This is a genomic window from Imperialibacter sp. EC-SDR9, assembly GCF_902498805.1.
GTDB lineage: Bacteria > Bacteroidota > Bacteroidia > Cytophagales > Cyclobacteriaceae > Imperialibacter.
Map to the genome: position 1 here is coordinate 232338 of NZ_LR701637.1, position 23326 is coordinate 255663.

The 23326-nt window shown below is 46.4% G+C and carries 23 protein-coding genes and 1 tRNA gene; 17 read left to right on the forward strand and 7 right to left on the reverse strand.

The features are described 5' to 3' along the window. The first annotated feature begins 27 nt into the window (after positions 1-27). From GC130_RS26410 to rodA, 8 genes are all read left to right on the forward strand, one after another. Positions 28-909 (forward strand): geranylgeranylglycerol-phosphate geranylgeranyltransferase, encoded by an 882-nt coding sequence (locus GC130_RS26410; RefSeq protein WP_152001374.1) that lies wholly within the window; start codon positions 28-30, stop codon positions 907-909. A gap of 5 nt (positions 910-914) precedes the next feature. After that, positions 915-1484: a phosphoribosylglycinamide formyltransferase gene (purN, locus tag GC130_RS26415; protein ID WP_152001375.1), complete on the forward strand. Its 570-nt coding sequence runs from the start codon at positions 915-917 to the stop codon at positions 1482-1484. Positions 1485-1567: 83 nt separating this feature from the next. After that, positions 1568-3094, forward strand: coding sequence for a bifunctional phosphoribosylaminoimidazolecarboxamide formyltransferase/IMP cyclohydrolase (gene purH, locus GC130_RS26420; protein WP_152001376.1), 1527 nt, complete (start codon positions 1568-1570; stop codon positions 3092-3094). A gap of 86 nt (positions 3095-3180) precedes the next feature. Then, the gene (locus GC130_RS26425) at positions 3181-4209 is read left to right on the forward strand and encodes a rod shape-determining protein (RefSeq protein ID WP_152001377.1); all 1029 of its coding nucleotides are present in this window, start codon (positions 3181-3183) and stop codon (positions 4207-4209) included. A gap of 7 nt (positions 4210-4216) precedes the next feature. After that, on the forward strand, positions 4217-5059 hold the full coding sequence (mreC, locus tag GC130_RS26430) for a rod shape-determining protein MreC (protein ID WP_152001378.1): 843 nt from the start codon (positions 4217-4219) through the stop codon (positions 5057-5059). Continuing rightward, a complete protein-coding gene (locus GC130_RS26435) occupies positions 5052-5576 on the forward strand; it encodes a rod shape-determining protein MreD (protein WP_152001379.1) in 525 nt (174 codons plus the stop codon). Before mreC ends, GC130_RS26435 begins: the two co-directional genes overlap by 8 nt. Next, the gene (locus GC130_RS26440; RefSeq protein ID WP_152001380.1) at positions 5573-7405 is read left to right on the forward strand and encodes a penicillin-binding protein 2; all 1833 of its coding nucleotides are present in this window, start codon (positions 5573-5575) and stop codon (positions 7403-7405) included. Before GC130_RS26435 ends, GC130_RS26440 begins: the two co-directional genes overlap by 4 nt. After that, positions 7374-8651, forward strand: a complete 1278-nt coding sequence (gene rodA, locus GC130_RS26445) for a rod shape-determining protein RodA (RefSeq protein WP_152001381.1) — start codon at positions 7374-7376, stop codon at positions 8649-8651. The genes GC130_RS26440 and rodA overlap by 32 nt, the downstream gene beginning before the upstream one ends. A gap of 7 nt (positions 8652-8658) precedes the next feature. Here rodA and GC130_RS26450 read toward each other — a convergent pair whose 3' ends face one another. Next, the gene (locus GC130_RS26450) at positions 8659-9960 is read right to left on the reverse strand and encodes a hypothetical protein (RefSeq protein WP_152001382.1); all 1302 of its coding nucleotides are present in this window, start codon (positions 9958-9960) and stop codon (positions 8659-8661) included. 30 nt (positions 9961-9990) lie between these two features. Between GC130_RS26450 and GC130_RS26455 the strand changes: the two genes are divergently transcribed. The 7 genes from GC130_RS26455 (at position 9991) to chrA (ending at position 16659) form a co-directional block, all read left to right on the forward strand. Further along, a complete protein-coding gene (locus GC130_RS26455; RefSeq protein ID WP_152001383.1) occupies positions 9991-10314 on the forward strand; it encodes a 2Fe-2S iron-sulfur cluster-binding protein in 324 nt (107 codons plus the stop codon). 6 nt (positions 10315-10320) lie between these two features. Further along, positions 10321-10920, forward strand: a complete 600-nt coding sequence (locus GC130_RS26460; RefSeq protein WP_152001384.1) for a thymidine kinase — start codon at positions 10321-10323, stop codon at positions 10918-10920. Beyond that, complete coding sequence (locus tag GC130_RS26465; RefSeq protein WP_152001385.1) at positions 10850-13132, forward strand: hypothetical protein; 2283 nt, start codon at positions 10850-10852, stop codon at positions 13130-13132. Before GC130_RS26460 ends, GC130_RS26465 begins: the two co-directional genes overlap by 71 nt. A 4-nt stretch (positions 13133-13136) precedes the next feature. Next, positions 13137-13829 (forward strand): DNA repair protein RecO, encoded by a 693-nt coding sequence (gene recO / locus GC130_RS26470; RefSeq protein ID WP_152001386.1) that lies wholly within the window; start codon positions 13137-13139, stop codon positions 13827-13829. An 88-nt stretch (positions 13830-13917) separates the two neighbouring features. Continuing rightward, the gene (locus GC130_RS26475) at positions 13918-14376 is read left to right on the forward strand and encodes a DUF4399 domain-containing protein (RefSeq protein WP_201568589.1); all 459 of its coding nucleotides are present in this window, start codon (positions 13918-13920) and stop codon (positions 14374-14376) included. A 110-nt stretch (positions 14377-14486) separates the two neighbouring features. Further along, positions 14487-15458: an isopenicillin N synthase family oxygenase gene (locus GC130_RS26480; RefSeq protein ID WP_152001387.1), complete on the forward strand. Its 972-nt coding sequence runs from the start codon at positions 14487-14489 to the stop codon at positions 15456-15458. Positions 15459-15465: 7 nt separating this feature from the next. Next, entirely contained in the window at positions 15466-16659 is a 1194-nt protein-coding gene (chrA, locus tag GC130_RS26485; protein ID WP_152001388.1) for a chromate efflux transporter, read from the forward strand. A 56-nt stretch (positions 16660-16715) separates the two neighbouring features. On the opposite strand, the gene GC130_RS26490 is transcribed toward chrA, so the two are convergent. The 5 genes from GC130_RS26490 to GC130_RS26505 all read right to left on the reverse strand — a co-directional run bounded on the left by GC130_RS26490 (position 16716) and on the right by GC130_RS26505 (position 19459). Further along, a complete protein-coding gene (locus GC130_RS26490) occupies positions 16716-17546 on the reverse strand; it encodes a universal stress protein (protein WP_152001389.1) in 831 nt (276 codons plus the stop codon). Between the two features lie 121 nt (positions 17547-17667). Next, the gene (locus GC130_RS26495; protein WP_152001390.1) at positions 17668-18585 is read right to left on the reverse strand and encodes a hypothetical protein; all 918 of its coding nucleotides are present in this window, start codon (positions 18583-18585) and stop codon (positions 17668-17670) included. Positions 18586-18655: 70 nt separating this feature from the next. Then, positions 18656-18733: transfer RNA gene (locus GC130_RS26500), tRNA-Val, on the reverse strand. A gap of 95 nt (positions 18734-18828) precedes the next feature. Further along, positions 18829-18981 carry a hypothetical protein gene (locus tag GC130_RS28765; RefSeq protein ID WP_193218031.1) on the reverse strand — a complete coding sequence of 51 codons (153 nt, stop codon included), beginning with the start codon at positions 18979-18981 and terminating at the stop codon, positions 18829-18831. 97 nt (positions 18982-19078) lie between these two features. Beyond that, a complete protein-coding gene (locus GC130_RS26505) occupies positions 19079-19459 on the reverse strand; it encodes a DUF1573 domain-containing protein (RefSeq protein ID WP_152001391.1) in 381 nt (126 codons plus the stop codon). Between the two features lie 142 nt (positions 19460-19601). Between GC130_RS26505 and GC130_RS26510 the strand changes: the two genes are divergently transcribed. Then, a complete protein-coding gene (locus GC130_RS26510; protein ID WP_152001392.1) occupies positions 19602-20870 on the forward strand; it encodes a sensor histidine kinase KdpD in 1269 nt (422 codons plus the stop codon). Beyond that, positions 20860-21552: a response regulator transcription factor gene (locus GC130_RS26515; protein ID WP_152001393.1), complete on the forward strand. Its 693-nt coding sequence runs from the start codon at positions 20860-20862 to the stop codon at positions 21550-21552. Before GC130_RS26510 ends, GC130_RS26515 begins: the two co-directional genes overlap by 11 nt. Positions 21553-21563: 11 nt before the next feature. Here the strand turns inward: GC130_RS26515 and GC130_RS26520 are convergent, their stop codons facing one another. After that, positions 21564-23318: a CocE/NonD family hydrolase gene (locus GC130_RS26520; RefSeq protein ID WP_193218032.1), complete on the reverse strand. Its 1755-nt coding sequence runs from the start codon at positions 23316-23318 to the stop codon at positions 21564-21566. Positions 23319-23326: the final 8 nt, after the last annotated feature.

Here is a 23326-nt window from a genome sequence, read left to right on the forward strand (position 1 = left end):
ACTTTCTTTGAACCTTAATTGGAGAAAATGGCAAAGTCGTCCCGGCCCAGGAATTTCTCGTTCACCGGTCTTTTCAGGCTGACAAGGTTTCCTAACCTGCTTATTATTGCCCTCACTCAATACATGACGGCCCTCTTTCTTACGACCTCCACACACGGTTTATGGGCAATTTTCGCCCACCCAGGCCTGTTTTGGCTCACCAGCTCCACACTCATGCTTGCGGCGGCTGGCTACATCATCAACGACTACTACGACGTAAAAATCGATTACATCAACAAGCCCGAGCGGGTGATCGTAGGCAGAATTCTAAAGCGCAGAATTGCCATGATCTGGCAGCTGGGGCTTAACCTGGCAGGCATACTCATCGGCTTTTTTCTTTCTCCCTGGATCGGGCTCATCCACTGTTTCTCTGCGTTCACATTGTGGCTCTATTCTAACCAGCTCAAGCGACTTCCCTTTGTTGGCAACTTTAGCATTGCCCTGCTTACGGGCGTGTCGGTTCTCGTAGTAGCGGTTCTCTTTGGAGAAAAAAACTGGCTGATTTTCACCTATGCTTACTTTGCCTTTGGCATCACGCTGGTAAGGGAAATCATCAAAGACATGGAAGACCTGAAAGGTGACGAAACATTCGGCTGCAAGACGCTTCCCATTGTGTGGGGCATTCGCAAAACAAAGCAATTCGTTTTCCTCCTCCTTATCGTCTTCGTTGCAAGCATATTCTATTTTGTTTTCAAGGCAAAAAACGAAGTGCTCAATACCTACTTCATGGTAATGATTATTCCGGCCGCTCTCTTTATCCTATATTTCTTGCGAGCCGATACCAAAGACAAATTTGCCAACCTGAGTACCTTTTGTAAGCTGTTTATACTGAGTGGTATCATTAGTATGGCTTTCTTTGCAGCGAATTAAAAATCATGAAAAAGAACCTGGCCATATTTGCCTCCGGAAGTGGAACAAACGCAGAAAACATTGTCAACCACTTCAAAGGCAACAGCGACGTAGCTGTTAAGCTCATCCTTTCAAACAAAAAGGATGCGGGAGTACTTCAACGAGCCAAAAAACTGGGAATTCCTTCTCATGTTTTTTCGAGACCTGACTTTTACGAAAACAACAATGTGCTGGAAGTACTGAAAGCTCACAGCGTTGACTGGGTGGTTCTAGCTGGATTCCTTTGGCTTATTCCTGACAATCTCATTAAAGCTTTCCCTGACAAAATTATCAACATACACCCGGCACTGCTGCCCAAGTTCGGTGGCAAAGGCATGTATGGCGACAGAGTTCACCAGGCCGTAATTCAGGCAGGTGAAAAGGACAGCGGCATTACTATCCATTTGGTGAATGAAAAATATGATGAAGGCAAAATCCTCTTCCAGGCATCATGCGATATTGAAAAGGACGAAACGCCGCAAAGCCTAGCTGCCAAAATTCATCAGCTTGAATACGCCTATTTTCCTCAAGTAATACACGATCAGGTGATTCAGTAAAAAACACAGGGTTTTTTTCAACCTAACAATGCCTCACGCAGGCAAATTTTATTAGCTTTGCACCTTAATTTTCCTAGCCGTAAATGAGCCAAAAAAAAATCACTTCTGCTTTAATATCAGTTTATTACAAGGACGGCCTTGAGCCAATTATCCGTCAACTTCACTCGCTGGGTGTAAAGTTATACTCCACCGGAGGCACCCAATCATTCATTGAAAAGCTTGGCATAAAAGTGACACCAGTTGAGTCGCTTACAGCCTACCCGTCAATCTTCGGGGGCAGGGTAAAAACGCTCCATCCAAAAATATTTGGCGGCATTCTCTACCGCCGAGGCAACTATTCTGATATTGAAGAGGCCGGAAAATTTGAAATTCCATCTATCGATTTGGTCATTGTTGACCTGTATCCATTTGAAGAAACAGTGGCAGCAGGCGGAACCTCTGAGGAAATCATAGAAAAAATTGATATTGGAGGCATTTCGCTCATCAGGGCGGCAGCCAAAAACTTCCACGACGTCACCATAGTGGCATCGAGACATCTTTATCCAGACTTGAGCGCCCTGCTTGAAGAGAAGAAGGGCGAGACCTCTGAAGCTGACCGAAAGAAATTTGCCGCCCATGCCTTCAGAATAAGCTCGGGTTATGATACGGCTATATTCAACTACTTCAATCAGGACGGCGAAATTCCATCGTTGCGAATAGCGGAAGACGAAGCCACTACTCTGAGATACGGCGAAAACCCTCACCAAAAGGGCGTTTTCTTTGGCGACATGGCCAAAATGTTTGATCAGCTAAATGGTAAGAAGCTTTCATACAACAACCTGGTGGATATTGATGCCGCTGTTTCGCTTGTGGAAGAATTTCCCAAAGAAACAGCCTTTATTATCATCAAGCACACCAACGCTTGTGGTGTGGCTGTGGCCTCAACGGTAAAAGATGCTTACCTCAAAGCTTTTGAAGCCGACACAGTTTCTGCCTTTGGCGGTGTGCTGGCAACTAATAAAAAAATTGATCTGGAAACGGCAGAGGAACTGAATAAGTTGTTTTTTGAGGTATTAATTGCTCCTGCATATGACGACGCAGCTTTAGAACTTCTAAAATCAAAGAAGAACAGGATCATCATGCAGCAGAAGGCGGGCATAGACACAAAGAAGCAAGCAAAAACCATTTTGAATGGCGTACTTGTGCAGGATCGTGACCTGCATACCGATGGCAAAAAGGACCTTAAGGTTGTGACAAAGGCCGAGCCCACTGCTGAGCAAATTGATGCGTTGCTGTTTGCCAGCAAGCTCGCCAAGCACACAAAGTCAAACACAATTGTCTTGGCAAAAGGGAGCCAGCTACTGGCTAGCGGGGTTGGACAAACGTCCAGGGTTGATTCACTGAACCAGGCCATTGAAAAAGCAAAGAGCTTTGGGTTTGACCTAAAGGGGGCAGTTATGGCGTCGGATGCTTTCTTTCCTTTTCCCGACTGTGTAGAGATTGCGGACAAGGCAGGCATTGTGTCGGTTATTCAGCCAGGTGGTTCTATCAAGGACCAAGCATCGATCGACTATTGCGACCAACATGGCTTGTCTATGGTGTTTACCGGGTATCGCCATTTCAAACATTGATTAATATTAAAACACAACGAGATTATTAGTCTCAAATTTGTATTTTCGACACGTTTTCAGCGTAATTGAGCGAATTAAAATAAACAATGGGATTCTTAGATTTTTTCTCCAGCGATATAGCCATAGACTTGGGCACTGCCAACACCCTTATCATTCATAAGGACAAAATTGTAGTTGACGAGCCCTCGATTATTGCCATTGACAAAAACACCAACAAGGTATTAGCGATAGGACGTGAGGCCATGCAAATGCATGAAAAAACCCACGAAAACATCAAGACTATCCGTCCACTAAAAGACGGCGTGATTGCCGACTTCCATGCTGCTGAGCACATGATCAGAGGCATGATCAAAATGATCCATCAGGGTGGAAAGTCCTTTTTCCCAAGCTCCCACAGGATGGTTATTTGTATCCCGTCCGGCATTACTGAAGTGGAAAAAAGAGCGGTACGTGACTCCGCTGAGCACGCCGGTGCCAAAGAGGTTTACATGATTCCGGAGCCGATAGCTGCGGCCATCGGTATTGGCATCGACATCGAAAGACCTGTTGGTTCCATGATAGTGGACATCGGAGGTGGTACCACTGAGATTGCTGTCATCGCACTTTCGGGCATTGTGTGCGACCAGTCGATCCGGGTAGCCGGCGACACCTTCAACAAAGACATTCTCGACTATATGCGCCGCCAGCACAACCTGCTGATTGGTGAGCGTACCGCTGAGAGAGTAAAGATCGAAGTTGGCTCGGCCCTTACTGAACTCGACGAAGGGCCCGAAGATTTTGAAATCAGAGGCCGTGACTTGATGACGGGCATTCCAAAAGTGATCAAGATTTCCTATTCTGAAATCGCTTTCGCCATCGACAAGTCTGTATCGAAAATAGAAGAAGCCGTACTCAAAGCTTTGGAAATTTCCCCTCCGGAGCTTTCTGCGGACATCTATGACAACGGCATTCATTTGACGGGTGGCGGTGCGCTGCTGAGAGGTCTCGACAAGCGCCTGGCCATGAAAACTAAACTTCCGATCCACATTGCAGATGATCCATTAAGAGCTGTTGTGCGAGGAACCGGCCTTGCCTTGAAAAATCTTAATGCGTACAAAGCGGTTTTGATGACCTAACCATTGAATGTATTCATTATTCCAATTTCTCTACCGAAATAGGGCTTTTCTAACCTTTCTGTTTTTAGAGGTAATAAGTTTTTGGCTGGTCTTAAACGACAGAAGCTATTTGGGGGCGAAGTTTTTTAACTCGTCCAACCGGTTGACGGCCAATGTGCTGAGCGTTTCATCTAATGTATCTGACTACTTCTCTCTGGGTAAGGTAAACGCACAACTGGCTGAAGAAAACCGCCAACTGCACGAAATGTTGTTGAATCAACCCCCCAAAGGAATAGACCCGATCAGGGTTGACTCAGTTTCAATAGACTCATCTAATTATGTATATGAAATGTTGGCTGCCAAAGTCATCAATAATTCCACTAGAAGGGTCAACAACTATCTTACAATCAACAAGGGGTCGGATGACGGCATAGTCCCGGGTATGGGTGTGGTAGGCCCCCAGGGAATTGTGGGCAAAGTAAAATATTCTTCGAAGCATTTTTCATCGGTGATTTCGCTGCTGCACACTGAGTTTTTGATATCCACGGCCGTCAAACGAAATCAGGTGTACGGCACTTTGCGCTGGGCATCGGGAGATGCCCTTTACGCTGATCTGCAATACGTCCCCCGACATGTAAACCTCCAGGTGGGAGACACCATTGTTACCTCCGGATTCAATACCATTTTCCCGGAAGGCTATCAGGCAGGTACCATCTCAGAATTTACTATTTCTGATGACGCCACGTTTTACACAGTTAAGGTGAAGCTCGCTACCGACTTCTACAGTCTCAGATACGTGTATGTAGTGAAAAATCTGTTGGCCGAAGAAAAAGACTCACTCGAACAAGTAACTATTCCAGATTATGAATAGAAGCAATTACATAAGTCTGGCTGCCGCATTTATTATTCTTGGATTACTCCAGGTGACTGTTCTCAAAAACCTCATTTTGGGCAACTATTCATCTTGCTTCATCTATATCCTACCCTTGCTTCTTATTCCTCTTGAGGTATCTGCCATAGCATTAATGGCTACTGGTTTTTTGTACGGAATCTCAATTGACACTTTTTATGACACGCCTGGAATTCATGCGGCCAGTGCTGTGTTAGTAATGTACTTGCGACCGGGGCTGATCAGAATACTAACTCCAGGCGGTGGGTACGACGCTGGAACGCAAATATCGGCTGCCGAGCTGGGTTGGGGATGGGTACTATCCTATTTTATTCCTCTGATCTTTATCCATCATGTAGCGCTTTTCTTTATAGAAGCAGGAAATCTGGGGATGTTTTGGGTAACTTTAGGTAAAGCAACTATGAGTTCAATTTTCACACTTGTGGTGAGCTTGATCATACTATATATAAGAATGCCTCAGAAAGGTAGCCGGCTATGAACGATAGCAGAAAACTATATATCCAAACTGGAATGGTGCTGGTGGGTGTTATCCTGCTCGTCAGGCTGTTCATTATCCAGATAGTTGACACCAGCTACAAAAGTGCTGCTGATAGTAACATCATTCAAAAAGTAATTGAGTATCCGTACAGGGGCGAAGTGTATGACCGCAATGGCAAACTGCTGGTGTACAACAGCCCGGTGTATGATATTCTTGGTGTGCCCAAGGAAATCGAAAACCTCGATACCGCCAAGTTCTGCCGCCTGTTCAATATATCCAAAGCTGACTTGATCGAACGGCTAAATGCAGCGAGAAAATACAGCCCCATAAAGGCATCAAAAATTGTGAACCTTCTGTCGCCTGAAGAATTTGCGAAAACACAGGACTACCTCATCGACTTTCCCGGATTTTATGTGTCGGCCAGAACAGTGCGGGGCTACACCACAAAAAGCGCCGCCAACGCCCTGGGCTATACTGGTGAAATTAGCAAAAGGCAACTTGACGCTGACCGCACTGGTTACTATAGCCAGGGAGACCACATCGGCATCAGCGGCCTCGAGTTGTCGTATGAGAGAGAACTGAGAGGCAAAAGAGGTGTGAAGTACAAACTTGTTAACGTTCGTGGGGTTGATAAGGGGAGCTTCAAAGACGGGTTATACGACACATTAAGTATTCCTGGCGAAAACATTACCACAACCCTGGACATTGAGCTTCAGCAATATGCAGAAAAGCTATTGGCAGGAAAAGTGGGAAGCATTGTAGCCATTGAGCCAGCCACTGGGGAAATCCTGGTTTTTGTGTCTGGTCCGTCGTACGATCCGGCGGTGTTGAGCGGCAGGGATTTTGGCACCAACTTTACAAAGCTTTCCCAAGACAGTCTGGTTCCCCTTTTTAACAGGCCCCTGATGGCAATGTACCGACCCGGCTCAGTTTTTAAAATCATGCAGGCCATGATCGGCTTGCAGGAAGGAGTGATTACCCCCAACACGGTGATCGCCTGCAACCAGAGTGTGATTGGTTGCCATTATCATGGCCCATCTGAGAATTTGCTGGGGGCCATCACCATGTCTTGCAATCCGTATTTTCATCAGGTGTTGAAGCGGGTAGTGAATCAGGATGTCTCCAGGGATACCTACGAAGATACCCGAATTGGGCTTGAGAAATGGCGGGGCAGAGTAGCCAACTTTGGTTTTGGCAGCACACTGGGAATAGATTTACCCAATGAAAAAGGTGGTATGGTGCCCAACGTAGCTTACTACGACAGGGCTTATAACAATCAACCCTGGAAATATTCTAACATCTATTCCATTGCCATAGGCGAGGGCGAGAACCTGGTCGTTCCGCTGCAAATGGCAAATTTTACTGCCACCGTGGCCAATCGTGGTTACTACTATACCCCTCACCTCGTAAAAGCGATAAGCGACACAGGCAAGCCCAGGCCGGAATATGAAGTGCAGCACCACACCGGTATCAATCCCGAATACTTTGATATTGCTGTTGAAGCCATGCATAACGTAGTAGAACACGGCACTGGCCAATACAGAGCCAAACTGGACGATATCATCGTTTGTGGTAAGACCGGTACCGTACAAAATGCCAATAGTCCCGATCACTCGGCCTTCATCGCTTTTGCGCCGATGGATAACCCACGGATTGCTGTGTCAGTGTACGTAGAAAATGCAGGCCAGGGCGCAAGAGCCGCTGCTGCTATTTCTGGGCTAATTATCGAAAAATACCTCAAGGGAGAAAAAGCAAAATTGAGGATGGAACCCTATGTACTAAAAGGAGATTTTCTAGATGCGGACGAGAAGGCTAAGTTTAACCTCTAACCAGTTTGACTGGCTCGCAGTCTCTCTGTACTTCCTCCTTGTGCTCCTAGGGTGGTTGAACATATATGCAGCTGTGTACGATGACGAACTCGGCGCCAGCATCTTTGATTTCAGCATCAACTCAGGCCGCCAGCTGATTTGGATCAGTACCAGCGTCCTAATTATCCTCGTCATAAGCATTATTGATTTCAGGTTTTACGACTCATTTGCCTTCATTGTGCTGGGTGTCATTGTGGTCATGCTTGTCAGCGTGCTTATTTTCGGCTCCGAGGTGAAAGGCTCCAAATCGTGGTTTGGTATAGGTGCTTTTGGCATCCAGCCTTCGGAGTTTGCAAAATTTGCGACTGCACTGGCGCTGGCAAAGTTCCTCAGCCAGCCAACCATCAAGTTCGAGAAAATCAGCACCCAACTGATGAGTCTGGGCATTATTGCCGTGCCAGCGGCTCTGATTTTGCTACAGGGCGACACCGGAACTGCGATGGTGTTTGCCTGCTTTATCATTGTGCTTTACAGGGAAGGGCTAAGCCCTGTCTTCTTCATTATTGGCTTTGCATTCGTGCTCCTTTTCATTCTTACACTGCTGGTGAATAAGCTGGTGCTCATTATCGGGCTCTTAACGCTCGGTCTTTTGGCTGCGGCATTGTCTGGCAGAAATATCAAAAAAATTGGCGTTGTCATCGTGTCGACTGTGTTCATGTTTGGCTTTGTTCAGAGTGTCGATTTTATTATGAACAAAGTGCTGAAGCCCCACCAGCAAAAGCGGGTGATGCAGCTCATCGACCCCAATGCCGATCCACTTGGCGCTGGCTGGCAGGTGACCCAGTCTAAGATCGCCATTGGTTCAGGGGGCCTGTTTGGTAAGGGCTACCTGCAGGGCACACAAACGAAGTTCGACTTTGTGCCAGACCAGAGCACGGACAATATCTTTTGTACTGTTGGAGAGGAGCACGGCTGGTTTGGTGGACTTATTTTGATCGCCGCTTTTCTAGCGCTGCTCCTGCGAATTACTCAGCTAGCTGAACGCCAAAAATCCAAATTTGCCCGGGTATATGGTTATGGGGTAGCGTCCATTTTGTTCTTTCACTTTGCCTTTAACATTGCCATGACCATCGGGCTGTTTCCTGTTATTGGCATTCCACTGCCTTTTTTCAGCTATGGCGGCTCCTCGCTGTGGGCATTCACCATATTGCTGTTTATCTTTTTGAAGCTGGACGCACACCGCATGCAAATCTTCACAAGATCTTGAAAGACGGCTAGCGAAACTTTTTGAAGACAATTTTAAGGAGCTCCTTTACCTCAGGAGCGTTCATGTCCCATTCCAGCTTTTTGGAATAGGTTTGGATAAGGAGTTCAACAGCGTCGTCGAAACTATCACAGCCCTCCACTTTCTTCATTGCGGCCAGAAAAACGTCGCTGTCACCATCAAACAACTCGTTAACAAACATATAGCGTTGATTAACCGTGATGCTGCCAGCTATGCTATCAATTTTTTGACTTTGATGCACCTCAGCCAAAGAAGGCCTTTGATCGGCTTTTAGCTGCTCATGGAGCGGCGTTTTTTCAGACGAAAACTGCTTGTTCAAGGGTGCAGCATCCGGCTCAGCGTCATCATCGCTTTCTTCATCTCCCAAAAACTCAAATGAACCCTTGCCCTTAACCTCCTCCTCTGGCTGCGTTTCCTGCACTTCTTCCAGGGCATCATAGGAGGGTTTCTCGTCTTCCTCGTCGCCTTCCTCCTCGTCAACAAAACGTATCAACTCATCATCTTCGTCCTCTTCTGCAGTTTCGGCTGGGCCTCTGTCTTCCACAGTCATTGAGCTATCATCCTCCTCGTCTTCTGAGGTTTCACTCTCTTCCTCTTCCGGATTTTCATCAAAATCATCATCATTGTCGTCGTCATCTTCTTCCGACGAATCCTCCTCCTCTACAAAAGTTGAGAAATCAACCTGTGCTACTTCGCTAAACCTCTCCTCATACTCCTGGCGGTTTTCCATGGAGAGGTTTCCAGCAGCAAAAAGCTCATCGAGTAAAACAACAGCGTCGTCATGCGACAACTCGCCCTCCGCTTTCTCCTCAAAAAGCGCTACATAGCTTTCAAAAATTTCTTGATTGACCTTAATGTATTTTGAACTGTTTTTCAAATACTTGTCATTCAGCTTGCCGCTTTCGTGCCCGGTCAATTCCTCTCTGAAAAAATCGTAGGGAGACACAATCAGTAAAATTGCTTCCCTGGTAGCTTGCTGTAGCAAAGGCTCAAAGTTCACCCTATTAACCTTTATCTGCTGGGAAAGCGCATTCATAAATGACAGAAGAGCCTTACGAACATCTTCATTTTTATAATTAAAATAGGGGCTCTGTAGGCGCAGCGTCTCTTTTTGCCATTTGCGAAAAAGAATTTTCAACACAAAATAATTCACCTGCTTTACAGGAGTTAAATCCACTATTTCCTTCCCCGAAATAGTATCAGTGCCTTCAAAGAAAGAATCACAAGCTCTCTTTGTAAACAATTCAGCAAACGCTTCTATAGCCTCATGATTCAGTTTGCTCTCCCGCATATATTTTGTTTCTTTTGCAAAGCTAGTTTTATGCCCAAGATCGTTATACAAAACCTGAATAACAAACGCCTATTCAGCGAAAATAGTGGCCGAACCCTCCTTTCTATTTTGCAGGAAAACTACATTGACTGGATGCACGCCTGCGGCGGCAAAGGGCGATGTACAACCTGCAAGGCGATCGTTCATGAAGGGCTGGCATTGCTTGGTGAACTGACCGAAGCGGAAAAAAAGTATGTGGAAATGGGTAGGCTGGAAAGCAATGAGCGACTTGCCTGCCAGTGCCTGGTGTCGAACGATATTGAAATAAGTGTGGCGGATGAAAATAAATTCCCGCATATTGACTACTCAGGATAACAAAAAATGCTAATAGAGCCACATTTGGAAGGATCGGGCAGGGAAAGCCGCAGGTCAGGCTGGATTGAAGTAATCTGCGGTTCCATGTTTTCGGGCAAAACAGAAGAGCTTATCCGGCGGCTGAACCGAGCCGTAATTGCAGGGCAAAAAGTCGAAATATTTAAGCCAGCTATCGAAAAAAGATACCATGATAAAAATGTGGTGTCGCACAACGACCGAAGCATCCGGTCAACCCCTGTTCAGTTTGCTGACGATGTGGTTCTGCTAGCCGGAGAGAGCCAGGTGGTAGGCATAGACGAAGCTCAATTTTTTGATGACGAAATCGTTAACGTAAGTGTAGCACTTGCAAATAAAGGCAAGAGGGTGATACTGGCTGGCCTCGATATGGACTTTATGGGCAAGCCATTTGGCTGTATGCCACAGCTAATGGCTGTCGCAGAATTTGTGACAAAAATTCACGCAATATGTATGAACTGTGGCGACGTTGCTTCCTACTCATATCGTACTTCGTTGGGAAACAATAAAATAATGCTCGGTGAAAAAGAAGCCTATGAAGCAAGGTGCCGCAAATGCTTTTGGGAAGCTATGGGTAATGACAAGAAATAGAAAAAGCTCGCTAGTCTCTTTTGCACTTCTCCTGTTGACCGCTGTTGCCCAAGGGCAAAACGACATACCTGTGGGGCAGTGGCGAACGCACTTCAATTATAACCAGGGATATGGAGTAGTCAAGCTAAATGAACGAATCTACAGCAACGTCTTTCATAGCCTAGTAGAGGTTGACGGCGAAAACATGGCTATCAGAAAAATCACCAAAGCCAATGGTTTAAGCGATGTGGGTATCACAGCACTTGCGGCGCATGAGTCAAGCAGCTCTCTTCTCATTGGCTATGCCAATGGCAATATTGATATCCTCAAAGAGTCAGAGACTATTAATGTCAACGACCTGATGCGTGCCAATATCACTTCCAGTAAAGTCATTAACAATATCTTCGTCGGGGAAGAAACCTTTTTCGCCACTACCAGCTTTGGCATGCTGGAAATTGACCTGCACTCATTTCAGGTTGTGAATGACTATCGGGAGCTGGGAAGAAACGGAACGAGCGTAGGCATTCTGGATGGAGGCATCAAAGGAGATAGCATTGTGCTTGCTACCACAGTCGGCGTTATTTCAGGCCACCGAAACAATACTAATCTACTGGACTTCCGCAGTTGGAAGCGATCGCTTGAAGGGGTGAGCCAAATTGATTTCATTGAAGTTTCGGATGAAATTTCCTACGCTGCCAGCATGCAAGGGCGGTTATGGGTAAATGAAGGAAGTGGCTGGGAGGAAATCTCTTTTACTACAAAACCAGAGTTTCTCACGCTGCAAAATGGCGAGTTGCTTTATGGAAAAGGGAATCAAGTCTCCAAACGATCTGTGAATGGCCAAACCTCCGCCTTTACCCTGGGAAACAGCACTGTGGTGGCAGACGCCTTTGCTGACGAGGGAACCATCTGGTTTGCAGATGAAAAAAACGGTTTGGGTCAGTCTACCGCAGAGGGAATCACCTATCACGTGGTGAATGGCCCGTTCGAAAGTACCATTGCCGATGTTTCGGTGATCGGCAATACAGTTTTTAGTCTTGGCGGCGGCTTTGAGTACAATGGGCTCATTCCTTTTAACCGAAACGCATCTGTGTCGGCTTTCACAAAGGAGGGCTGGGAGCCCATTCAGCCAGGAAGTCTTCCTCTTTTTAAGGATGCTTCCTCAATTGCCTCGGTGGGGGACTCCGGCGATTTTTATGTCCTGGCCTATGGAAAAGGCATCATTCAAAACAGCTCTGGCAAACTCATCGACCACCAAACACAGGGCAGTCTCATTCAGGCGACCAACAGCTTTGTGCCTGTTACGGCCATGGCCATGGATCAAAATAACAACCTGATTATCTGCTCCAATCAGGCCAGCAACAAGTACATGATGATGCTTGCCGATGGAAGCTGGGAACCTCTCAGCTTTATTCCCAATACCGTACCGTCAGCCGTATCTCTTCAGCAAAACAGCTATGGCGATTTCTGGGGAATTTTGCCGCATTCGTCAAATAGTGGTGTAATTGTTTTCAACATCGATTCGAAAGAATACAGAATCATTAACACAGGATCTGGCCTTCCTTCGTCAACAGTGGCTGACATCGCTTTCGACCAAGACGACTACACCTGGCTGGCTACATCAGGCGGCTTGGCCATTGTAGCCAACACCTACGAGGTGTTCGACCCAGTCGACCTTTTGATCTCCTACCCGGTGGCAGAGAATGCCTTTGTGTTGAACGAAGAACCCGTTCAGGCGATAGAAGTAGATGGAGCGAACAGAAAATGGATTGGCACGGACAAAGGCTTGTTCCTTCTGGATGAATATGGTGCCGGAACGCTTACCTCATTTACCAGAGAAAGTAGCCCGTTAGCCGCCAACGACGTGCAGCAATTGACAATTAATAATAGCTCGGGTGAGCTCTTCGTGCTTACTTCTGGTGGACTGGTGTCGTACAGAACAACGGCAACAGCACCGAGCAAGGCCATGCAAAAAGCAAAGATCTTCCCAAACCCTGTGAGGCCTGGCTTCAATGGTGTGGTGGCCATCGAGGGTCTCGCCTACGATGCAGTAGTGAAAATCACCAACGAAGCAGGTCGCCTGGTCAGAGAAATGGTCAGCACAGGCGGAACAGCGATCTGGAACCTAGCCGACTACAACGGAACCAGGGTTGCTTCGGGCATTTACATTGTGTTTGCTGCTACCCGAGACGGCAGCCAATCTGTAGTCGGCAAAATAGCCGTAATCAACTAAAGGCATGTTACAGAAAACCCGTGGCATCGCTATCAACTACATCAAGTACCGGGACACGTCGATTATCTCCCGCATTTATACCGAGGATTTTGGTTTGCAGTCTTACATTGTTAATGGAGTAAGGTCGGCCAAATCAAAAGGAAAGATGGCGCTATACCAGCCACTCACATTATTGGATTTGGTAATCTATCATAAAGACGGAGCGCAACTCAATCGTATTTCAGAAATAAAGTGTTTTTATCCGTATCAACATATTCCCTTTGAAATACGAAAAACGACTATCGGCATCTTTTTGGGTGAGGTACTGAGCAAGATCGTAAGGGAAAACGAGCATGATCACGCCGGTCAGTTTGATTTCGTAGCAAAATCCCTCCAAGAGTTCGATACGCTAACTGCCAATTTTGAAAGCTTTCATTTACAGTTTCTTGTCAAGTTTACGCAATACCTGGGCTTCGACCTGGTCAATACCGAAGACCTGTACCAGCAGGTGTATCACCTGACGAAAAGTGATATGCTCTCGAAAGAGGTGTTGGAGTTTATTGAGTTTTTGTACAACGCTCCCTACGCTCACGAAAAGAAAACCACCCTGGAGATTAAAAGAGAGGCTCTGAAAAATGTCATCAGCTTCTACGATCACCACCTTGGCACCCTGGGCTCACTCAAGTCGGTGGAGGTATTGCGACAAATTCTTCATTAAGCGTCTCCTCACGAATCTATTTGCTGCTATGATGGTTATTTCGTGGTAAGAGTTATAATTTTACACGAACCAACAAAAATTGTCAATTATGAGAAAAATTCTTTTAGGAGCTATGGTAGCATTTGGTGTATATGCATGCTCTAGTCCAAAAACAGAAAACACAGAAGAGACGGCCAGCACTCCGGAAGCAACAGAAGCCGTTGCCGAAGCAGTTAAGCCCCGGGTGTTTTTCAAATCTCCTACCGACGGAGCCACGGTAAGCAGCCCTGTATTTGTGGAAATGGGTGTGGAAGGCATGCAGATTGAACCAGCAGGACAGGTCAAAGAAGGTTTTGGCCATCATCATATACTTATCAATCAGGAGTTTTGGCCAAAAGGCGAAGTAATTCCTTCCAGTGATTCAACCATTCACTTTGGCAAAGGCCAGACTGACACGCAGCTTGAGCTTGCTCCGGGCGACTACACTATATCGCTACAATTCGCTGACGGTGTTCACACATCGTATGGCCCTGAAATGGCCACCAGCATTAAGATTACCGTGAAGTAATTTCAAAAAAATAGCTAAAAAGCCACCATACTTAGTCAACGTGACTTGGAAGTTAGTATGGTGGCTTTTTTTTTCGTTTTTCACTATCATTATACAAAATACAAGCAACTATGGCCCAGGTCCTATTTGATGCGGTTCCCTCTCTCGATTTGGCTGATTTCACTTCCGGAGACGCTGAAAAAAAGAAAAAATTTGTTGAGAAACTCGGGGAAGCATACAACAACATAGGCTTTGTTTCTATCAAAAATCACGGCTTGACCGACGAATTACAGCAAAAGCTCTACAGTATCATCAAGAAGTTCTTTGACGAACCTGACGCAGTAAAACAAAAATATGAAAAACCGGAGCTGGCTGGTCAAAGGGGGTATATTTCCAAGGGAAAGGAGCATGCGAAGGGAAGGTCGACCGGCGATTTAAAAGAGTTTTATCATATCGGCCAGGAAGTAACCGACAACGACCCGATCAAAGAAGAGTACCCTGACAATATTTGGCCTGAAGAGATTCCAGAATTCGAAGGAATTGCCCTGACAGCTTACAGAACTATTGAAAACGCAGGAAGAGCGATGCTGAGAGCCATTGCATTGTATCTTGAGCTCGATGAAGACTATTTTGAATCAAGGGTGAAAAATGGGAACAGTATCCTAAGGCCCATCCATTATTTTCCTATTGAGAACCCCGATGCCATTCCTGCCGATGCAGTAAGGGCCGCCGAACATGGCGACATCAACCTTATCACGCTGCTGATGGGAGCCAGTGCTGATGGCCTTCAGGTTTTGAGGAGAGATGGGAAATGGATCCCAATTACGGCACTACCTGAGCAGTTGGTAGTAAACGTAGGTGATATGCTCGCCAGATTAACAAACGACAAGCTTAAAAGCACTATCCACAGGGTAGTAAACCCTCCCAGAGACCTCATGCATACCTCAAGGTATTCGATTCCTTTTTTTATGCATCCCCGGTCCGACATGGATCTCACCTGCCTGGAAAGCTGTGTTGATAGTGAACATCCTAAAAAATACGATGACATAACAGCTGGAGCCTTCCTCCAACAGAGGTTAGCTGAAATAGGCCTCAAGAAATAGTATTGCCATGCGCAATATTCGCAATTTCATCTTTCTCAAAGACGTTTTCATCCTCGCCATCACTTCATTTGGCGGTGCTCAAGCACATTTTGCCATCATTCTCGACAGGATGGTGAAGCTCAGGGCATATTTAACGGAAGAGGAGTTGATAGAGCTTCATGCGCTGTGCAACCTGCTACCCGGCCCCACCTCTACACAAACAATTACCGCTATAGGCTTCAAAAGGGGAGGGCCGCCTTTGGCATATCTGACACTGCTGGTTTGGATTTTGCCAGCTGTGACTATCATGACGGCGGCCGCTATCCTGATCAACAGTCTACAGGTAAAAGAGCTTAGCCTTCATTTTACCCGGTTTATCCAGCCCATGGCGATAGCTTTTGTTGCTTATTCAGCCGTGCTTATCTGGGGCAAGGTGGTAAAAAGCCGGACAAGCATTTTTTTAGCGATTGGATCAGCAGTAATCTCCTATTTTATCAGCTCTCCCTATTTGTTCCCCGTACTTCTGCTCGCAGGTGGAGTAATCTCTTCCACCAAATACAAAAGGCACGAAAAAGAAGAGCGTCAAAAGATAAACATCGTATGGGCCAACTTTTTCCTCTGGGGAGGCGTGCTGATATTTGCAGCGCTACTTGGCGCAGCTACAAAGTACCAGGCCATCACGCTGCCAATAAGGTTATTTGAGAACTTTTACCGGAACGGAAGCCTCATCTTTGGCGGAGGGCAGGTACTTGTTCCCTTTCTGTATACGGAGTTTGTGGAATTCAAAAGCTACCTCAGCTCAGAGGAATTCCTTTCTGGCTACGCCCTGGTACAAGCGATTCCGGGCCCTACTTTTTCTTTCAGTGCTTTTATCGGAGCTCTTACCATGCGGGAATGGGGGACAAGCGGCGAAATAATGGGTGCGGTTATCGCCTCAATAGGTGTGTTTCTCCCAGGCACTTTCCTGATCTTCTTCGTATCCAGGTTTTGGGATCAGCTCAAAAAGTACCGGCCTGTAAAAGCCTCGCTGGAGGGGATCAATGCCGCCAGTGCGGGCATGGTGGTAGCAGCGGCTTTTTTGCTTTACCAGCCCCTGGAGCAAAACCTCCTCAATATTCTGGTGATCATTATTACTTTTCTGGTGCTTCAGTTCACTAAAATGCCTCGCCCCATTATAATTCTTATTGGCTTTGCCCTGGGTTTTGTATTCAAAGGCCAATAAAAAACCCTGAGTGCTTGTACCCAGGGTCTTCATGCCAAATAGCCTTCTATATTGTGTTACTCGTGAAAGGTGAGCAAAGGCACCTTGACACCCATGGCCACTTTTTTTGTAACACTGCTTTTGAAAATCTTTTCAAAAAGAGAATGCTTTCTAGGCATCATGGCAATCATGTCAGCTGAGTTTTTTTCGGCAAATTCAAAAAGCCCGGCTCTTACATCATCATTCTTTGTAGTCTCGAAAGAGTGCTTAATGTTCTTAAGAAATTTGTCGACTTTGAAGCTCTCCACCAGACGGCTAAATGGAAATTTGTCATCCTCAGTAACATTGACGATTGTGATTTCAGCTTCGAAAAGCTCGGCAATATCCTTCAACGGACTTAGCCTTCCTATTGACTCTATCTTATTGAAGTCAGCAGCAAATACTATCTTCTTCGGTTTGAATTGTTTGGTAGTTTCAGGCACCACCAGCACTGGCACATCAGCAATTCGAATCACTTCGCTGCTTACCCCGCCGAGCAGCTTCTCAAGCGTGTCATGACTGCCTTTTGTGCCCATCACAATCATATCAATCTTCTTGGTTTCCATCGCCGTATAAATAGCGTCAATGGTGAAAGATATATACGCTCTATGATCATGCTTAACATCCTTCAACCCTGGAATTTCTTCATCCAAAGCGTCGAATTTCTTGTCTATTTCCTCCTCGTACTCTTCCAGCATTGGTTCAATAATGGCCTGGCCGCCGATGTCCATATGCGGCGTTGGCACATGAATGGCATTGATAAGGTGGATTTTAGCACCTAGCTTCTTGCTAAGGTCTACTGCAATTCTAACAGCATTCTTCGAACACGGAGAGAAGTCTGTCGGTACAAGTATGTTTTTGATGTTCATGTCTTTGTAGGATTACAAGGTTGCTAATTAAAAGTAAACTTAAAGCTTCCCAATTCCCCCTGACATGACCTCAATATTCAGAAAACCTGACATTGGTCAGTTTGTGTTAACCCAATAACGTCTATTCCTCACTTTTTCTTCGGTAGAAATAGAGGTGCTGAGAGTCATGGAAACCTTTTCCTTCACTTAGCGTGACGTAGTCACGGCCGCTTGTTGTAAACGCAACGGCCTCACCCTGTGGCTCCGGTTGGTACGGAAGTCTGTGAGGGTTCGTCATGATCGCTTCCAGCCAGGGAACGCCGGGCTCCTTCTTCCAGTAAAATATCGATTCGTAGTTTTTAAGTAAAAGCTCCTGTCCATCTGGCGATATGTCTCCCGACACAATCATCCAGAACGGGATGCCACCCACCTTGTGCAGCACATAGGGTTCGGGGGTCTGCTCCGCAAAAGGCCAATGATAGACAATAACATTGTCCCCTCTTTTAGATATAATGATGATGTCACGGTTGGTGGGGTCGACCAGCAAGGTTTCTGCATCCCGTGAGCCATCAGGGTATTGAAATTGATACGTTGAAAAGTCGCTGATGCTGAGAGATTGAATCTCTCCCGCCATATTCAATTCTGGTTCGGGAAACGAATAGATGGAGTAATTGCCATAAACAGCTCTATTGTCCCCTATTTCACCTACGTAAAGCAAATAGGCCCCGTCCTGCCCTGGACCAATGGCGATATCCTCCCAGTCACGGTTGATAAGCCCCTCCAATCTAATTTCGGCTTTGAGCTGGGCCAGGCTGTCGATCAGGTAAACGGAAGGACTGCCGCCACTATCGTTGTGCACCCAATAAAAGCCGGGGTATCTCTGACTAGCCACTATCCCTGAAATTTCATCGAGGCTACTTTCTTTTATGATTCCCATTGAAGCAGCCGCCTCGAAGGGTGCTCTCGCTTTTTCCTCAGCATAGTCATTCTTGTCGCTTTTGCCATGGCAGGCTACCAAAACAATAAAGCAAAGGGTGTAAAAAGCAATTCTAATTGACATCAAAAGTCTTGTTTTGAGGGGCGGGGTAGAAACTATGTATTCAGGAAGGCCGGGTTGTTACCGGCTGCATTGGTGGGAAGTACAGGACTCGAACCTGCGACCCCCGCCCTGTCAAGGCGGTGCTCTAAACCAACTGAGCTAACTTCCCAAAATGAACCATCGAAGCAGCAACGTGCGACTTGCTAGCCAGCAAAGTTTGAGAAACAATTCGAAATAAACAAAGGCTTAAATGGGGAGGTAAGCTTAGCAAGTGCTAAAAAAGTCGGTCGCTGCCTTGATGATGGGCTTCTCGAAAATGGCAGCAATGCCTACCACCACACCCACGACTAAGGCCGCAATAGTCAATGTATTGCGAACCCTTGCGGGTAGCTCTTTTGGGCTGGTAAAATACTTCATGGTCTGCCTTTTCACCGTCTGCTCTTTTCTGTGTCAGGTTAAAAAATGGGAAGGGTATAGGGCTGAAACATAAATCAGCCCCAACACCCTTATATCACTATTCTACTACTTCTCCTTTAATGGTCAGCACAATAGGAGCTTCGGAGCCACTGTGATAAACGCTCACAGTCTTACTAAAAGCCCCTGTCTTTGCAGCATTATAAGTAGCTTTCACAAACCCTTCACTACCCTCGCCAATACTACCTTTCGTGTAGTCCGTTACAGTGCACCCACAAGATGCCGTCACCTTGGTGATGGTAATTGACTCGCTGGATGGGTTCGTAAAGTCAAAGTTGTGGCTTGCCGGCGCACCCTTCGCAATCTTGCCAAAGTCGTAAGTCATTGCCTTGAATGACAATGACTCGGCGGCAGGACGAAAGCTTGAAAGAGCAATAAAGGCGACGAAGAGCCCTGCTAGTGCAACAATGTTCTTTTTCATAATTAATGTGTTTTAGTGAAAAAATAAATAACGATTCAAATGTCCGTACTGAAACTTTAAAAGGCTGTTAATGAAAGCATAACAAGTGTTAATGAAATGTTAATGGCACACTGTTCATCAATGGATTGTTTAATTTTGAATCATGAGGACTCGTTCAATCAGGCTTATCACCTCACTCGGAGCACTCTCAGTAGCCGGAGTTCTGCTGATTCAATTTCTTTGGATCAGGCAGGCCTACATTGCTGAGTCCAGAACTTTCGACCATAATCTTCATCTCGCACTACGCAATGTTGTGGAGTCGCTGTGCCAAACCGATGGCTTAGATGTGCCGGCCTACAATCCCATTGAGCAGATATCGGCTAATTATTATATCGTACGAACTTCACAGGTATTACAGCCCCAAACCCTGGAATACTTCCTGACCGCCGAATTGAACAAGCGGAATATTTTCACCGATTTTGAGTATGGCATATACGATTGCCAGTCGCAACTCATGGTTTATGGAAATCAGGTTTCAGAAAACAAAGGGAAGTTGGTCAAGGCAAGCTTCCCCTCGCTAAAAGAAGACCAGTATTATTTCGGGGTGCTGTTTCCTTCAAGACAAGGGTACCTTCTGGGCAGAATGGACTTTCTGGTGTACTCTTCGGGAGGGTTACTGCTTGTGATAGGGTTCTTTGCCTACGCCATGGTGGTAATGGCAAGGCAAAAAAGACTCTCAGAAATACAGCGGGATTTTATCAACAACATGACCCATGAGTTCAAGACTCCCTTGTCGACCATTAAGCTGTCGGCAGAAGTAATCCGGTCGGCCAACGAAAAGGACTCGAAAGAACGGCTTCACAAATACGCTTCTTTGATCGAAAAAGAGGCCGACAGATTGCAAAGCCATGTGGAAGAGGTGTTGCAGATAGCCCTGGTAGAAAAAAACAAACTGCAATTACACATGCAGCTACAGTCAGTGGCTGACCTGCTAGAGGAGTTTGACCAGACGGCCCGGGAAAAAGTGCAAGTTGCTGGCGGGAAATGGCAACTGGAATGCCATTGCCATGGCAGCAAAATAAAAACTGACACCCTCCACTTTCAAAATGTGCTGGGCAATTTGCTCGACAACTCCATCAAATATTCGGAGGGTGCCCCCGTCATCAGCCTGGATATTACCGACACTGGCCACGAGGTGCTCCTTACATTTAAGGACGAGGGTAGGGGCATTCCTGCTCAATCGCTGAAACACGTTTTCAAGAAATTTTACCGGGTGCCATCCGGAGATGTGCAGGATGTTTCAGGTTTTGGATTGGGCTTGTTTTATGTAAAGCAAATCGTCAAAGCCCATAACGGTGACATTACAGTAAGTTCAACGCCCGGAAGGGGAACCGCCTTTCGAATCAAAATCCCAGCAGTTCATGAAAAATAGGCCAAAACTGCTACTGGTAGAGGATGACCCAAGCCTGGGCTTTGTGCTGAAGGACAACCTGGAGCAAGGTGGCTATGAGGTGGTTCATGCCACAAACGGACTGGATGCTCAGAAATTTTTTAAAGCCAACACTTTCGACCTGTGCCTTCTGGACATTATGTTGCCAAAAGTAGACGGGTTTACATTGGCTAAGAGCATCCGGGCAACCAATTCATCTGTTCCAATCCTTTTCATCACTGCCCGCTCGCTTCAGGAAGACAAGCTGAAGGGCTTCTCCATTGGAGCAGACGACTACATCACGAAGCCATTTAGTATGGAGGAGTTGCTTTTTCGTGTAGCAGTGTTTGTAAAAAGAACCACGCCTGCTGAGGAAAAGCCAACTTCTCAGCTATTGGCCATTGGCGAGTATACACTCAACACCGACACGCTCCGCTTGCATTTCAAAGATGGCGAAACCAAGCTCACAAGAAGAGAAAATGACTTGCTTTTCATGCTGGTGTGTCGCAAGAATCAGCTAGTGAAAAGAGACGAAATTCTTTTGCAGCTTTGGGGCGACGACGACTATTTCGCCGGAAGAAGTCTTGACGTTTTTGTGTCACGTCTCAGAAAGTATCTCAGGCACGATCCGAATGTTCAAATTGAAAACCATCATAGCGTCGGTTTTCAGCTTAGAGTAAAATAAAAGCGCAGTCACTACTTTTTCACTGTTGGCAAGATCAATTTCGAGGCATTCTTACCACCCACATGGACTTTATTGACAGCCGGAATCAGGTTTGCTTCCGTGGCAATGTTCGTTCCTGTGTTCGGGTTCGGGTCATAGTGCGGAAAGCTGCTGCTGGTAATGTACAGTCTGATGCGATGCCCGGCTTTAAACAAATTAGCCGTAGCCATATTATCGATAGATATCGGATAAACCTTCTCCGGCTCCATCAACACCTGCCTCTCAAGCCCTTCCCGGTAGCGCATCCTTAAATAGCCAGCATCCAGCCCACTCAGGTTAATTGACTTGCCGTCGGGATAGACATCGCACAGCACTATATGAAAATCTGTGTCCTTCGCTGAGGAGCTTACTTCCAAAGCGGCCTCTACCAGGCCAACTACTTCAATGTCCTCCTCCAAAACTTCGGAAGTAAAGACCAACACATCCTCCCGGGCTTCGATTTCTCTTTGGTCGAAGGGATAGCTTTTTTCGAAACTTTTATCATACACGGGATTATTTGGATCAAAGGTGTAAGACATGGTTTTCGCCTTTTTTGAAAGCTGCAATACAAGCTTCCCACTTTTGTTGTCGGCACCAGCTGCCAAATAAAACGTGGTGCTTTCGATATTGGGTACGGGCCAGTCGCTAAACGTTTTCCATTCATTAGCGCCCATCACAAAAACACTCACAGGGTCAGGCATGGGAGCCTCCTCTTTTTTTAAGTGAATGGTGAACCAGTCGATCAAAACCCTGTCGAAGTCGAAACCCGCCGACGGCCCAAAGTCGACCTCTCCAAAATTTGTCTTCCTCACGGTTATCGATGTGTGGTTCCATGGGCCAAGAATCAGTGTGGTGTTTTCTCTCGCCATGGCGGTAGCGGCTTTTGTTTTCATTTCCTGAAAAGCCTGAATAGCGCCGAGGGGCCCATAGGCAGCATCGTACCAGCCACTGAGTAGCAAGGCAGGTGCCTGCATTTTCCCAAAGTCTTTTTCTACCGAGGCAAAGTCCCACCAGTCTGACTTGTCAGGGTGCGAGAGCCAGTCGTAGTAATATGGCGCATATTTTTTCAGCAGCGGCATGTCGGACAACGGCCTGTGTTTGTACCAACTTTCTCTTTCTTTCACCCAGTCGTCATATGCCTCCCCGTCATGCCAGGGGCCCGAGGTATCATTGGCTTTTTTACGAAGGTCAGGGACTATGAACGGCATAAACCAATCAAGCCAGGGCATTGAAAAAGCTCCGCCGAAATAATAAAAATAGTGGCTATTGATCGGGGTCATGTCGGGTGCCGCAGCTTTAAGCGCCTCGGGTGCCTCTGACAATGCCAGCCACTGAACAATACCTGGATAGGATCCTCCATATGTACCAACTCTTCCGTTCACATAGGGCTGTTTGCCCACCCATTCTATTAAATCATAGCCATCGGGCCGCTCCTGATGATAAGCTCTGAATTCCCCCTCGCTCCCGAAACGCCCCCTAACGTCCACCAGAAAAACGGCAAACCCTTCTTTTGCTGCAGCAAGGGGAAACATGGCGTAACCATCATACTCATCTTTGCCATAGGGCGTCCTGTACACAATGGCGGGAAATCTACCTTTTCCTGCTGGCTTATACAGAATAGCCTCCAGGCTAACGCCGTCCCTCATGGGAATTCTGACCACTTCCCGTTGAATGTTCCATGCTTGCGGCTGAGCCACCAGTGGGATTGCTAAAAAACTGAGGAGAAAAGAAAAAATCAATGCTTTCATCGCACAAT

Bases quoted from the DNA above. Each gene is read 5' to 3' on its own strand.
- GC130_RS26410 (WP_152001374.1), top strand. From the start codon at position 28: ATGGCAAAGTCGTCCCGGCCCAGGAATTTCTCGTTCACCGGTCTTTTC.
- purN (WP_152001375.1), top strand. From the start codon at position 915: ATGAAAAAGAACCTGGCCATATTTGCCTCCGGAAGTGGAACAAACGCA.
- purH (WP_152001376.1), top strand. From the start codon at position 1,568: ATGAGCCAAAAAAAAATCACTTCTGCTTTAATATCAGTTTATTACAAG.
- GC130_RS26425 (WP_152001377.1), top strand. From the start codon at position 3,181: ATGGGATTCTTAGATTTTTTCTCCAGCGATATAGCCATAGACTTGGGC.
- mreC (WP_152001378.1), top strand. From the start codon at position 4,217: ATGTATTCATTATTCCAATTTCTCTACCGAAATAGGGCTTTTCTAACC.
- GC130_RS26435 (WP_152001379.1), top strand. From the start codon at position 5,052: ATGAATAGAAGCAATTACATAAGTCTGGCTGCCGCATTTATTATTCTT.
- GC130_RS26440 (WP_152001380.1), top strand. From the start codon at position 5,573: ATGAACGATAGCAGAAAACTATATATCCAAACTGGAATGGTGCTGGTG.
- rodA (WP_152001381.1), top strand. From the start codon at position 7,374: ATGCGGACGAGAAGGCTAAGTTTAACCTCTAACCAGTTTGACTGGCTC.
- GC130_RS26450 (WP_152001382.1), bottom strand. From the start codon at position 9,960: ATGCGGGAGAGCAAACTGAATCATGAGGCTATAGAAGCGTTTGCTGAA.
- GC130_RS26455 (WP_152001383.1), top strand. From the start codon at position 9,991: ATGCCCAAGATCGTTATACAAAACCTGAATAACAAACGCCTATTCAGC.
- GC130_RS26460 (WP_152001384.1), top strand. From the start codon at position 10,321: ATGCTAATAGAGCCACATTTGGAAGGATCGGGCAGGGAAAGCCGCAGG.
- recO (WP_152001386.1), top strand. From the start codon at position 13,137: ATGTTACAGAAAACCCGTGGCATCGCTATCAACTACATCAAGTACCGG.
- GC130_RS26475 (WP_201568589.1), top strand. From the start codon at position 13,918: ATGAGAAAAATTCTTTTAGGAGCTATGGTAGCATTTGGTGTATATGCA.
- GC130_RS26480 (WP_152001387.1), top strand. From the start codon at position 14,487: ATGGCCCAGGTCCTATTTGATGCGGTTCCCTCTCTCGATTTGGCTGAT.
- chrA (WP_152001388.1), top strand. From the start codon at position 15,466: ATGCGCAATATTCGCAATTTCATCTTTCTCAAAGACGTTTTCATCCTC.
- GC130_RS26490 (WP_152001389.1), bottom strand. From the start codon at position 17,546: ATGAACATCAAAAACATACTTGTACCGACAGACTTCTCTCCGTGTTCG.
- GC130_RS26495 (WP_152001390.1), bottom strand. From the start codon at position 18,585: ATGTCAATTAGAATTGCTTTTTACACCCTTTGCTTTATTGTTTTGGTA.
- GC130_RS28765 (WP_193218031.1), bottom strand. From the start codon at position 18,981: ATGAAGTATTTTACCAGCCCAAAAGAGCTACCCGCAAGGGTTCGCAAT.
- GC130_RS26505 (WP_152001391.1), bottom strand. From the start codon at position 19,459: ATGAAAAAGAACATTGTTGCACTAGCAGGGCTCTTCGTCGCCTTTATT.
- GC130_RS26510 (WP_152001392.1), top strand. From the start codon at position 19,602: ATGAGGACTCGTTCAATCAGGCTTATCACCTCACTCGGAGCACTCTCA.
- GC130_RS26515 (WP_152001393.1), top strand. From the start codon at position 20,860: ATGAAAAATAGGCCAAAACTGCTACTGGTAGAGGATGACCCAAGCCTG.
- GC130_RS26520 (WP_193218032.1), bottom strand. From the start codon at position 23,318: ATGAAAGCATTGATTTTTTCTTTTCTCCTCAGTTTTTTAGCAATCCCA.